Annotated in this window: 8 protein-coding genes; 4 read left to right on the forward strand and 4 right to left on the reverse strand. The window is 49.0% G+C overall.

Features of this window, described 5'->3' with window-relative positions:
* Positions 1-101 precede the first annotated feature (101 nt).
* Together QZT80_RS06900 and QZT80_RS06905 are read left to right on the forward strand one after the other, a co-directional pair.
* Positions 102-1,376, forward strand: coding sequence for a Na+/H+ antiporter (locus QZT80_RS06900; protein WP_295119624.1), 1,275 nt, complete (start codon positions 102-104; stop codon positions 1,374-1,376).
* 308 nt (positions 1,377-1,684) lie between these two features.
* Positions 1,685-4,360 (forward strand): PQQ-dependent sugar dehydrogenase, encoded by a 2,676-nt coding sequence (locus tag QZT80_RS06905; RefSeq protein ID WP_295119627.1) that lies wholly within the window; start codon positions 1,685-1,687, stop codon positions 4,358-4,360.
* 78 nt (positions 4,361-4,438) lie between these two features.
* On the opposite strand, the gene QZT80_RS06910 is transcribed toward QZT80_RS06905, so the two are convergent.
* The 3 genes from QZT80_RS06910 to QZT80_RS06920 all read right to left on the reverse strand — a co-directional run bounded on the left by QZT80_RS06910 (position 4,439) and on the right by QZT80_RS06920 (position 10,737).
* Complete coding sequence (locus QZT80_RS06910; protein WP_295119630.1) at positions 4,439-4,996, reverse strand: HD domain-containing protein; 558 nt, start codon at positions 4,994-4,996, stop codon at positions 4,439-4,441.
* A gap of 85 nt (positions 4,997-5,081) precedes the next feature.
* Entirely contained in the window at positions 5,082-6,377 is a 1,296-nt protein-coding gene (locus QZT80_RS06915) for an NADPH cytochrome P450 oxidoreductase family protein (protein ID WP_295119633.1), read from the reverse strand.
* A gap of 88 nt (positions 6,378-6,465) precedes the next feature.
* A complete protein-coding gene (locus QZT80_RS06920) occupies positions 6,466-10,737 on the reverse strand; it encodes an AAA domain-containing protein (protein WP_295119635.1) in 4,272 nt (1,423 codons plus the stop codon).
* 95 nt (positions 10,738-10,832) lie between these two features.
* Between QZT80_RS06920 and QZT80_RS06925 the strand changes: the two genes are divergently transcribed.
* Complete coding sequence (locus tag QZT80_RS06925; RefSeq protein ID WP_295119638.1) at positions 10,833-11,243, forward strand: DUF6157 family protein; 411 nt, start codon at positions 10,833-10,835, stop codon at positions 11,241-11,243.
* A gap of 3 nt (positions 11,244-11,246) precedes the next feature.
* Here QZT80_RS06925 and nudK read toward each other — a convergent pair whose 3' ends face one another.
* On the reverse strand, positions 11,247-11,831 hold the full coding sequence (gene nudK / locus QZT80_RS06930) for a GDP-mannose pyrophosphatase NudK (RefSeq protein ID WP_295119641.1): 585 nt from the start codon (positions 11,829-11,831) through the stop codon (positions 11,247-11,249).
* Positions 11,832-12,014: 183 nt separating this feature from the next.
* Between nudK and QZT80_RS06935 the strand changes: the two genes are divergently transcribed.
* On the forward strand, positions 12,015-12,707 hold the full coding sequence (locus QZT80_RS06935; protein ID WP_295119644.1) for a DUF6348 family protein: 693 nt from the start codon (positions 12,015-12,017) through the stop codon (positions 12,705-12,707).
* The last annotated feature ends 3 nt before the right edge of the window (positions 12,708-12,710 follow it).

The raw sequence follows: 12,710 nt of genomic DNA on the forward strand, positions 1-12,710 counted from the left end.
ATCCTGTCAAGTGTCTGAAAATTTTCCGAGTTTTAACATTGTTTAAACAAGGCAAAGCCGGCAGTGAATGGCCGGATTTTCTAAAACACTGTGTTCGTCTTATGGAGAATTACACTATTATCCTGGTGTTGCTGGGGCTGATGATCGTGATCAGTACCGTAGCCGAGAATATGAAGATATCTGTCCCTATCGTGCTTATTTTGGCGGGAATAGCGATTGGCTTTACGCCCCGGATGCCCGCCATGGAAATAAACTCCGAAATCATCTTCCTGCTGTTTCTGCCACCCCTGCTGTACGATGCATCTTTTAACATTCCTTTGGGAGAATTTAAGGCCAACCTGGGCACTATCTCGTCGCTCGCTATCACATTGGTATTTGTGACTACGGCAGGGCTGGCCGCCATCGCCTATTACCTGGTGCCGGGTATGACTTGGCCACTGGCTTTTGTACTCGGAGCTATCCTTGCCCCGACCGATGCAGTAGCCGCATTAAGTATTACAAAGGGACTAAAAATGTCATCCCTCAGTACCACGGTACTCGAAGGCGAGAGTCTTATCAACGATGCATCGGCACTGGTAGCCTACCGCTTTGCGATTGCGGCCGTTACAGGCACTGCTTTTATATGGTGGAATGCCGCGCTAACGTTCGTCATACTGCTGGCAGGTGGTTTTGTTGTCGGTTTCCTGATCGGTAAATTATTAGGGGGACTGTTGCGCATGTTCCGGAACAATACGGTAACTATCCTGAGTTTGCTGGTGCTGGCCCCGTTTGTTACCTACCTGGTAGCAGAACGTTTCCATACCTCCGGCGTTATTGCGGTAGTAACACTGGGTTTTAGCATGTCGCGCTTAAGTGCCTTTAAGTTTCCCGAAGCGGTAAAGCACCAATCGGCTACCATTTGGGAGATGATCACGTTTATGCTTAATGGTCTGATTTTTATCCTGATAGGGCTGGAACTACCGGTAATCGTAGATGAACTGTCGGGCAAACAGCTGTTGTTATATGCTGGTTACGCTTTCCTGCTCACACTGGCCGCCCTCATTATCCGCACCTGGAACGTGTTGCTTAACCGCAAGCGCCTCGAGCGGGCCTTCCATCATCCTAAACTAAAAGGCACGCCAAGGGCCATTCCTGAAAGTATACTGCTTAGTATTCAGGATAGTGTGATCATCAGTTGGTCGGGTATGCGCGGTATCATATCCCTCGCCATCGCCATGGGACTGCCCCATGTAACCGGTAAAGGCGGTGCGCCCATGAAAAATGTGATCATTTACATTACAACGGTGGTAGTGTTGATTACGATCGTAGGACAGGGATTGATATTGCCGGTGTTGGCAAGGAAGAGTGAGCGGGCGGCATCAGGCATAAATGAATAGTGATGGAAGATGACAATTCATGCCGCAACAGGAGTTCGATTGAAAGAGTTGCCCGGAGAAGTTGAGTGTTGTCTGCCCCTGCTGTAACAGACTGCAGCACATACAGAAGGGGTAATACTTTTTTATCAAAATCTGGTCCTGCGTCAACAAGCTTTTCCTTACATATTGCATTAGTCAACCCCAGGTACTATTTTTATAAGTTCGCATTATTAAAAAAAACGCCGGATGGCGCCAACTGCCTTTCACTTGTCTGTTTGATAATACGGAACATTGTATAAGCTGGAACGAAGCGTAAATATTTATTTTACATGAGAAATTTTAAGTACCTGGCGCCGGTATTGCTGATGGCGTCTATCCACGTTGTTAAAGGGCAAGAGGCGGCAAAGCCAGATGAAAATCGTTTTACAAAAGTAGTATTACAGCAAAAGCTGGAAGAACCTATGCAGTTCCAGGTACTGGAAGGCGGCAGGGTGTTGTACGCTGAGCGTAAAGGTAAAATGAAGGTCTATAATCCGGCTACGGGCAAAATGCAGGTGATCGCCACGTTTAATGTAAGCCGCGAATACGTGAGTAAAAAAGGGGAACATTCAGAAGGGGAAGACGGGCTGCAGGGCGTAATCCTCGATCCCAACTATGCTAAAAATCACTGGATATATGTGTATTACTCTCCCAAATCAAAGCCTGTAAACCGGCTTTCGAGGTTTACCTGGCTGGGTGGTGCGCTCAATATGGCTACAGAAAAAACGGTGCTGGAGGTACCCGTACAGCGCGAAGAGTGCTGCCATGTGGGTGGAGGAATGGTGTTCGACAAAGATGCCAACCTGTACCTGAGCACGGGCGATAATACCTTCTCCCGTTCGTCAGACGGATTTACACCGATCGATGAACGCCCAGGCGAAAGTCCAAGGGATGCACAGAAGTCGTCTGGTAACACCAACGACCTGCGCGGCAAAATCCTTCGTATCCATCCGGAAGCAAATGGACGTTATACCATTCCGATGGGTAACCTGTTCCCTGAAGGCACGGAAAAAACACGTCCCGAGATATACACCATGGGTAACAGGAATCCCTGGAGGCTCACGATCGATAGTAAAACGGGATGGTTGTTCTGGGGTGAAGTGGGGCCCGATGGCTCTAATCCCTCTGAATTAAGAGGCCCGCGCTCATATGACGAGTTCAATATGGCGAAGAAGGCAGGTAACTTCGGCTGGCCTTATTTCAACGGCAGGGAAGCGTACCGTTATTACAACTTTGCTACCAAAGAGTCGGGCCCTTTGTGGGATGCGCAGCAGCCCGTAAATAATTCTCCAAACAATACCGGCCTCACGGTATTACCTCCTGTAGAACATCCGCTGATCTGGTACCCGTACGCAGCCAGTGAAGAATTCCCGGAAACAGGCAGCGGCGGGCGAAGCGCAGTAGGCGGCCCTATCTTTTATCGCTCGGACTTTGGCAAAGCAGCGAAAAGCCTGTTCCCTGCATACTACGAAGGCAAATGGCTGATCACCGACTGGGTGCGCGGCTGGATTAATGCCGTAACACTTGACCAGGACGGCAGGTTTGTATCCATGGAACGTTTCATGCCTAACCTGACGCTGCGCGGCCCGATCGACATGAAGTTCGGCCCCGATGGCGCATTGTATATCCTGGAATATGGTAACGGTTACTTCAAAGACAACCCGGAAGCGGAACTCATTAAAATAGAATACAACGGCGGCAACCGTAAACCGGCCGTACAGGTATCGGCCGATATTACAGCAGGTGCGTTACCGCTGAAAGTGCAGTTAAGCTCGGCAGGTACTACAGATGCGGATGGCGACGAACTGAAATATGACTGGAAAATAACCCGTAACGGCGCATTGGTACAGTCTTATAAAACGGCCGGTCCGCAAATCGTACTCACCACGCCGGGTGTATACAGGGCCACCTTAACGGTAACCGATACCGCCGGTGCAAAAAACAGTAAGTCGGTAGACATTGCAGCTGGTAACGCCATTCCTGAAGTAAAATTCGGTTTCACCCAGGGTAACTCCAGCTTCTTTTTTCCCGGTAACATTATTAAGTACGCGGTAACCGTATCTGACAAAGAAGATGGTAGCCTGGCCACTAAGCGCATACTACCGGCACAGGTATCTGTCTCTATCAATTACCTGTCGGAAGGTTACGATATGACGGTCATCGCACAAAATCAAAACCGTTTCGATGCTTCGGCAGAGCATGCCGGTGCGAAGGCGCTCATCAAAAAGAGCGATTGCGCCGCCTGCCACGCACTCAATACCACATCACTCGGGCCTTCTCTTACAAAGATCGCAGAGAAATATAAAGCCGATAAAACAGCACAGGCCCGACTCACGAAGAAGGTGATCACCGGCGGTTCCGGCGTGTGGGGCGATGCCATGATGCCCGCACACTCCGCCATGAGCAACGAGCAGGTAGGGTCTATCGTAAAATATATCCTGAGCCTGAGTGATAAGAAGCCAGTGCAGAAAAACCTGCCGGTTACCGGTAGTTATACCACTACGGAAAAACCGGGTCAGACTAATAAAGGCTCTTATATTTTCCGTGCAGCGTATAAAGACAGAGGTGCGAAACTGGCACCCGCGCAGTTCGGGGAAAGTATCGTGGTACTCCGTCACCCGCACGTGCCGGTAGCCAGCGCCGATAGTACGCATGGTATCCAATTCAACAAAGACAAATCAATAGCTTCTGTTAAAGAAGGTAAGGCCTGGATATTATTGAAACAGGCAGATCTGAAGGACATCAAAAGTGTAACGGTAACTGGCAGCAATAGTGTAGGGCCGGGCGCGTTCGAAGTGAGAGTGGGAGCTGTGGACGGTAAAGTGATAGGCCACTCCGAAGCACAGGTAACACCTTCAACCCCGTTAACGGCACCGCTGGACGAAACAGCCGGGAAACAGGATGTTTACCTGGTATTCGATGCCGTAGGTGCACGCATCAGCGGTATTACAGTGAATAATAAATAGTCAGGTTTTTTATAAATATCGACCGGCGGGAGTGTACTTTCCGCCGGTCTTTTTTTGTCAAAATTAGCGGCAAAACAATCACCTTCTGTCTTTCAACTTTTCCAGTTCTGTATTAACGATGTGCATGGCCTTATCCCTCAATACCGTATCGCCCTTATCCATTAATGTCAGCAGGCCTTTACACTCTCTTAAAAATACAGGCGCAAAGTCCGGCTCCTCCGTGGCCATATTCCGGCAGTTGTCGATAATGTCAGCATATTTCACCGTCTGCGCATCTGCATGAATATTTGTCATACGCTCTTTTTCATTCGACTTCCGCGTACGCCGGTTCATTTTCGGAAAGGCCTGTTTCACATATACATCAGTGAGGTCTGTTACGAGTTCAAACGTGTGCAGGGCTTCCGGCCCGGGCATATTGTTTTTCAGGAAGCTTTCCAGTTCGGCCGGGGTAACGGCAGTGTCTTCCAATACATCGTGCAGCAACGCGGCGCAAAGTACCGGCAGCTTACCGTTGCGCGACCGGCATTCTTCCATTACACGGATCGGATGCTGAATGTATGGCTCGTCCGCAAATTTCCGCATCTGACCGGCATGTGCCTGGCGGGCGAAAGCAAGGACGGTGTCTAGTGTGGTCATAGTATAGTAGCCGAAAAGTTTGTGCCAAAAGTACCCCGCATCTACTCAAAAAAAAGCTTCACCCGAAAGTGAAGCTCTTCAAATATTAGTAGCAATCCAGCAATACCTGCCCGTGCGACTCGTAATGGCTGATACTTTTGCCATGTTTTTCTTTACACAGCGCATCCAGGAATTCCATAACGTCCTTTTGCATTGCCAGCGATCCGCAGAGCATCAGCACGGCCTCGTTGGCCAGGCTGTCGGCAATAAATGCAGCATCGCGCTCCAGTAAGTCTTTAACGTACTGTTTATTGCCTTCTCTTGAATAGGCAACATGCAGGCCGCTCAGGATGCCGTTTTCCTTAAATTGGTTCACCTGGCTTTCGTATAGGGAAAAGGAATCGGCCCCGCGGAAACCGCAGTAAAGGTGTGTTTCTATTTTTCCTTTGTTCTGGGCAATCATGCCCAGGAAGGGCGAAATGCCGGTGCCATTGGCGATCATGATCACTTTCGGTACAAAGGTGGGGAAATAGAAGTCGTAGTTGCCTACGATCCTGGCCTGTATTACATCGCCTGGCTGCAGGCGGTGCATGTAACCGGAGCCAAAGCCGTCCGGATGCAGCTTTATGCTCAGTTGTATCTCATTATCAATTTTACCGATGGAGTACTGCCGTTCGCGGTAGTCGTTCGCAGGGTAAATGGCTAACAGGTCGCCTGAAGTGAAACTGGCCTTTGTTTTCAAACGTACGCTGAATGCACCGTCTGTTCCGGTAGCCTCACTCCGCGCAATTACGGTCATGGGTTTCAGCCCAAGCGGCGCTCTTGTCAGGTATTCGGGTAAGGCCATTTTGGGCAAACCGGTCTGTTGGAACCAGGTAGATATAAAGAGGTCTGATTGTTCGGGCGACTTGTCATCGATGGTATGTATCTCCACAAAAGGTACGGCCCATTCCTGTTTACTCAGGGCCAGGTGTACATCGAAGCCATAACGGCAGAAGTCGGGGTAGTTGTGAGAACCGAAGGCCATCACCGAAAACTTGATTTTCTGCGTTTGCGGGATAGTAGGCAGCAATTCCAGGAACCGTTTGGCCGACATAGGCGCTTCACCGGAACCATAAGTAGAAGTAAGCACCAGCAGATGCTCCGCCTCCGGAAATGCCTGGTAATTATTAAGCGAGGTAAGGAACGCGCTTTGTCCGCCAGCCAGCAGGTGTTCGTATACGGAAGTGGCCAGTCGCATGGTAGTGCCGTTTTCCGAGCCCGCCAGGATAATGAAGCGGCTGTTACTGGCGTTGAATTTGTTTTTCTGCTTATTGCCGTTACCCTTTTTCCGGGCGATAAGGTAAATGCCAAGCGCGGCAACCACTGCAGCCAGGGCGTACATCCATAAAGAAATTGTCATTGGTTTTTCTTATTCTTCGATTTAGGCCGCAAGGTAACTTTCTGTAAAAAGATTGCCAAGTCGTATCGGGAAAATTTCTGTAAAGTGATTAGCTGCTCAGCAGTTCGTAATAAACGGTTTCCGACCGGTCAAAGGCCTCCGTTAGTGCGTCCAGGTATCCCACCGTTTGGGTTTTCGGTGATGCAATGGGAGAGAGGCGAGGCACTAATTTCTTAAAAATGCTGTAATTCCGGTTTCGCTTCTCTATGGCGGGGTTTTGGCAGATGACGATGAATTTGTTCAATGGGTACTTGTCCAGTAAGGTGTTTGTTTGTACAGACAGGCGCTCGGTCTCTTCTTTAGAGATACTGGGAAACAGGTAAGCAAAATTCAGTATCACGGTACCGGAGAGGGTGGACGTACTATTCCAGTAATCATCCGTTACTTCGTTTAATGAATTGATAAACAGGAATTTGGTATCCCTGCTAAACAGGCCTGACTTCGAAAACGTTCGGGCTTTATTTAACATCGCATTGGAAATATCAACGCCTATATAGTCGAATGGCAGTTTTGCAAAGCTTTCCTGGAAAGCGAGTCCGGACGTGAGCGGGCCACAACCAATATCGATAAAGGTGACGCGCCGGCCGGTATGACTGAATGCCGTGCTGAAATAATCATTAAAACTGGAAAAGACGGCCAGCGCACTACAGTAATGCCTGCGCATTTCGTAGTGGCAATACAGGTCCACCTTATCCTCAGCACTAATTTCCAGTGTACCCTGGTCAAAATTGGCCCTGCCGTACGACAGCACGTTTAGCCTGATGTAGTCAGCATCGCGGTGCAATGTACCTCCGGCAACAGCTTCTTTAAACACCCGCACAAAATCTGCCGGCAGTTCGTAAACCTTATTCCCTGTTTCTATATCCATCCCCGCCGCTGGAACGTTAAAGCGCCCTGCCAGGAAATCATCCGGCTGTGCGGGTATGTACCCATACTTGGAACGGATAAACTCAATAAACCGGTAGTAGGTAAGGTTATTGGAAAGGATCGTAGGATTCCCGATTACGAAGAGTTGCTTCTTCGCCCGCGTAATGGCTACGTTCAGTTTCCTGTCAATAATCTGCCCCTCATCTTCAATATTATTGGCTAAAAAATCCAGCTGGTGAAACTGGTTAATGCAAAAGGAATAGATGATGATATCCCGCTGTGAACCCTGGAAACGTTCCACAGTATCAATGGAAATAGCATCCAGCGCAGGAATGCCCAGCTCATGGATCACGCGGCGGATCAGCGCTATCTGACTCCTGTAAGGGGTAATGATCCCGACCGTTTTTTCTGCTGAAAAGCTTTGCTGGTAAAGGTCGTAGATCTGTTTTACCAGCGCGGTCACTATTTGCGCTTCGTAAGTATTGGTCTTGGCCGATTTATCCCCGCTATGTTTCTCCGAAGGTATAAAGGCCAGTCTTTTACGGGTGATGAGCTGATGAAACGGATTGTTTATATCTGAATAACTGTATTCCAGTGCCGCCGTTTGATGAGGGGTAGGCACTACATCGAGCTGACTGTTATAAAAGGAATAGTTCGGGAACAGCGCAATGTCAGGGTGCATGCGGCCCTGCTTGTGCAACATGCCCCAAACCGGCGAGTTTTTATCTGACTTATGAAGATGGTAAAGCCGCTCGAAAATGGATTTGTTCCTGTTGATCAGGCCCGCCTGTTGTAACAGCGGATCGTTTACCCTTGACTGTTCTTCCCTTTGCAGCACCACCGCCGGCAACTGCTTCTGATCGCCTACCAGTATGAACTTCTCGATCGCATTTCCCCCGTTTACGTTTTTCGCAGATAGGATGCCGAGCAGCCCCGGCTCCAGTATCTGCGAAGCCTCGTCGATAATGGCTACCTGGAAATGCTTCAGTTTAAATAACTCGTTTTTGCCCGAGAGGGAGGCCACCGTTCCCACATAAATCCGGTATCGCTCAATAGCCGCCTTCACCTTTTCCCTCGTATCGCAATCCCTGATCAGCTTGTCGAGCAACCGTGTTTTGTGTTTGGGGTCGCAGGATAATTCACTGCCAATACGTACGTAAGGCGGTTGGCCCTGCACCGTATCCAGCGCTTCGCAAATTTCATCAACGGCGCGGTTAGTGTAGGAGAGTAGCAGTATGTTGCAACCCGGCTCGCTGTAAAACTCTTCCACCATCGACTTCAGCGCAATGGAAGTTTTGCCTGTTCCCGGTGGTCCCACCAGCAGGAACAGGTCATTTGCCTGTTTGGCTTTTAAGATGATCTCATTTACTTCCGGTGAAATATAGTGGTTGTTCAACCGCCGGCTGGTGTCCTGAACGGGGAGCCGTTGGTGTAACAACAGGTCCTTCCTGTCCTGGTTCGCATGTAAAAATGCGTACAGGCCACGGTACATCGCATTGTACGATGAATCCAGGAAGTCATGCTCCACGGCATATTTGCTGGCAACAGGCAGTACGTGCTGGTTGCGTTGTTTGTACCGTACGCGGATAGTAATTTCTGTTGGGGTGATGCACTGGACCGCCCCTTTGAATACCTGCTTGTTGGTCACGTTATCCTTCTCTGTATTTCGTTCGTACAAAATCACAATATCGCCCTGCCGGAAATTGGGTAGAAAGTTATGCTCATAACCCGGTATACTAAGCGTAATAGCCGGCGAGTCGGTTTCCGTAAGATTATCTTTAATGGTTAAATCGGTGAGTATTTCGCCTGCCTCTATCTTATCTGCCAGGGCCGACAACCACAGCGAAGAAATGCCTTTGGAACTGGTATATTCGGTATCGCCCGCTTTGGAGATGTAGTGTTCTTTCGCTACGAAGGCATAAAAGCTGTGGAAATACGCCAGCTCAATGGCCTTACCCGTTTTGAAAGCAGCGCTGAACTGTTCGATCTGCGGAATGATGTAATTTTCGAGGAAGCTCTGTTTAACATGCCCGTTCGTAATCAGCGTTTCGGGCGTAAAGGTGCCGACAATACGGCGGGTCTGCGTTTCGGTGGCATCCCTGGCAATGCAGCTTTCATTTGCCACGATCAGGTTACGGATGTTCATGATCTCTTTAATGGCGGCCATGAACGGGGCCGTTAAACGAAGGTTGGCAGTGGGATCGGTGTACCTCGAGTACAGGATGAAAGTGCTGAGGTCTTTGAACTGAACGCCCAGTACTTTCTGGATCATGATCTGGTAAATGAATGCCTGGCTCCGGTGGTTCAGCCCTATCAGTTCTATGTTAGTGTCAGGAAAAGGTGCTTTCCCCGATTTTAATTCAATCACAAACTTCTTACTGCCACTGGACTGGAGTTGCAGGTAATCGAGCCGCCCCTGTACGCCCAGGTGTTCGCAGATAAAGCTCGGCTCCAGTATAGCGTTCTCCCGGTCAATATGTTTTTCGGGGAAAGTATTGTTGACGATATTTTTAATGTTCTGGAACTGCACCTGCGTGTCCTGGAAAAAGGTATGATCAATACCCTCGCAGGTCGCAAATTCAAACGGGGCCGATTTAAATGCCTTCCTGATGGTGTTTGCGTATACCACAGGCGACTGCTGCTTTTCGTTCACAAATTCGTCGAGAAACATATTGGCTATGTTTCCGAGCAACATGTGTTTGGTGTTTTTAGCAGGTTCAAACCTGCTTTGGATAAAGTTTAAAGGGTGTTTGCCATATTCTTTCATACACTCCGCCAGTGAACTGATGTCCAGCAGGTAATCGGGTTCCAGTATGATCAGGTCGGGGATGTAAATGCCCTCTTCGTCGATAATAACATCCACCAGGTTCAGCTGGCATCCTTTCCAGAGTTGCGCCACGGTGTCATTAAATTCCTCGTTGATGCCGGGTACATGATGTTTTATCCTGATGGGCTCCTCTGTGGGATGTTCTTCGTCGAAAGCATAAATGAAATGTTCATCGGCAGATGATACTTCCACCCGTATCCGCTCTGTTTTCTCACTTTTCCGGCTACGGGGCACCTGTGTTCTGCAGTCCTTGTACCGGCTTGCCGCTGCCAGCAGTTCTGCCGGTATATCAAGTTCAAAACATATCCTGCCAAAATCACATAAGGCGCGCAGGTCCGACGCATAGGGACAATCGCCCACAGGCCGTAATCCTCCCTGTAAAACCTGGTTGGCATTAATACGGAAAGCGTTGATCCAGTATTTTTGATACCCGTTCAGGTTATACTTATCGCAAATGTAATTGAGCCGGGAAAACAGGTTGGAGAACTGGATGCTTTCATGCGCTGTCAGGTCCTTACAGGCCCGCTCAAGTAGTGACCGGAACTTGACGTATTTCTCTGCTAAGTGGTTTTGTTCCTGGTGGATTTCCAACAGATCTCCGAAGAACTCTACGCCGTTTACATTCATTTTTATTGGTTAGGTGGCCCGTGAACCGCCAAATATAGCGAAATTCAAAAACTCCGGCTGCCACAGTTCTCCGGTATTTTCCTAATATTGTACCGATGAAAGTGCATACCACCAATTACCAGTCTGTGTTTATCCTGGTTGCCGACGACTGCAAGGCAACGCAGGGTGAGGTGCCCCCGGTAAAAAATGATAAAACGATCGCGAACATACAGTTTGATATGATCTGCGAAAACCCGTACAAATACACCTCCGACGATATTGTGTTTCATAGTTATGCGATGAAAAACAATATTGCTAAAAGCGATCTGAAAGAGGCCCGGGAACAATTCTTCTCAAAAGGTCAGCCCTGCCTGCGCACGTCGCCCTTAAGCAAAAGGTACGGCTGGGGTACCCATCACGACGGGAACGGGAAAGTGGCCATGTACGCCTGCGAAACAAAGGAATATGATCAGTTCGCGAACGACAAACAGCTGAAAGTGATAAAGGCGATACGGTCGTCGAAGTAAAAACTATTTGTTCATCAGTCCCTTTAAGGCCAGGTGTTGCAGCAACATAATGGTTTTCCCGTCTTTTATCCGCCCGTCGTCCATCATGGCTAAGCTTTCCTGAAAGTCCAGTTCCAGCCGCTCTATATTTTCCTCTTCTTCGGCTATTCCACCACCCTCGTGTATTTCCATTTCAGGGCTGTACTCCGCGATAAAGAAATAGAGTATTTCCGTAACAGAGCCCGGCGACATATACGCCTCAAACACTTTCTTTATATTGGTGATCCGATACCCCGTTTCTTCTTCTGTTTCCCGCCTGATACAATCCTCCGCATTGTCCTGGTCCAGCAGGCCGGCACAGGCTTCTATCAACATACCATCAGCGTTACCGTTAACAAACGTAGGAAGCCTGAACTGGCGGGTAAGCACCACGGTTTGCGCATCTTTGTTGTATAGCAGTATCACAGCGCCATTACCCCGGTCGTACGCCTCGCGCGTATGAACGATCTTACTGCCATCTTTTTGGGTGCCTTCGTAAGTGAACTTTCTTAACTTAAACCAATTGTCGGAGAGCAGGGTTACATCTAATATTTTTACGTCTGATATCATGAGAGAGTGTATGAACCAGCAAAGGTAGCGGGTATTACCAACAAAAAAAGTACGATGGCTGGATCTTTTCGTGGCGGAAAAACTATTCATTATGTAAGTGTTACCCAGGCAACGCCGCCCCACAAAGCGAATAACCAACAACCTCCTACATTCCCTATCTTTGCCCCCACAAAGCAACTACGTATGCACCCAGACCAATACCTCCTGCAAGTCCTCGCCAAACGCCTGATGGCACAGGGATATATGATCAACATTTCTGCTACCGCCAACGAGCTCACAGTGTCCGGCGCGCTGGATATCGCGACCTCCATTATCGAATCGCCCGATTATCATCCCAACCTCATTCACCTGCTGGTCATCACGAAAAATAAGGACTACTTCCCGGAAGGCATCTTCGAAAACATCGTAGGCGTGGGCACTACGCTGGACGAAAAAGTGGAAACAGTATTGGATAACTATCTCGCCACAACGTTCCCTGCTATTGCCGACAGTTTCCTCGACGGGCACGATCCGGAGATCGATTTTAACGATTTCGAGGGCGTACTATGGCATCCCCGCCCCGGTGCACTTTCGTTACAGGGGCAATGGGAGGTGGAGCCTGCCGGTGAACCCATATTCGAACTGCTTAAAGAACAACTGGCCAACAATATCCCCGAAAGGAAAATAAACTGGCTGAAAGTATACGTGGCCAGGTACCAGGATAATGCGATCATTGCCGAATGCCTGCTCAACAACGAGGTTTGGGCAGAAGGAACACACTTAGTACGCCAGTATGCAGCGTCATGGCCGCAGCAGGGCACTTTCCTCGGCCAAAAACAGTTCATGGCCTTCCGCCGTTGCGATCAGTTTGATAACAAACAGGGGCCGCAGAATTGATAA

The sequence above is a fragment of the uncultured Chitinophaga sp. genome (assembly GCF_902168175.1).
GTDB lineage: Bacteria > Bacteroidota > Bacteroidia > Chitinophagales > Chitinophagaceae > Chitinophaga.

Bases quoted from the DNA above. Each gene is read 5' to 3' on its own strand.
- QZT80_RS06925 (WP_295119638.1), top strand. From the start codon at position 10,833: ATGAAAGTGCATACCACCAATTACCAGTCTGTGTTTATCCTGGTTGCC.
- QZT80_RS06900 (WP_295119624.1), top strand. From the start codon at position 102: ATGGAGAATTACACTATTATCCTGGTGTTGCTGGGGCTGATGATCGTG.
- QZT80_RS06920 (WP_295119635.1), bottom strand. From the start codon at position 10,737: ATGAATGTAAACGGCGTAGAGTTCTTCGGAGATCTGTTGGAAATCCAC.
- QZT80_RS06935 (WP_295119644.1), top strand. From the start codon at position 12,015: ATGCACCCAGACCAATACCTCCTGCAAGTCCTCGCCAAACGCCTGATG.
- QZT80_RS06910 (WP_295119630.1), bottom strand. From the start codon at position 4,996: ATGACCACACTAGACACCGTCCTTGCTTTCGCCCGCCAGGCACATGCC.
- nudK (WP_295119641.1), bottom strand. From the start codon at position 11,831: ATGATATCAGACGTAAAAATATTAGATGTAACCCTGCTCTCCGACAAT.
- QZT80_RS06905 (WP_295119627.1), top strand. From the start codon at position 1,685: ATGAGAAATTTTAAGTACCTGGCGCCGGTATTGCTGATGGCGTCTATC.
- QZT80_RS06915 (WP_295119633.1), bottom strand. From the start codon at position 6,377: ATGACAATTTCTTTATGGATGTACGCCCTGGCTGCAGTGGTTGCCGCG.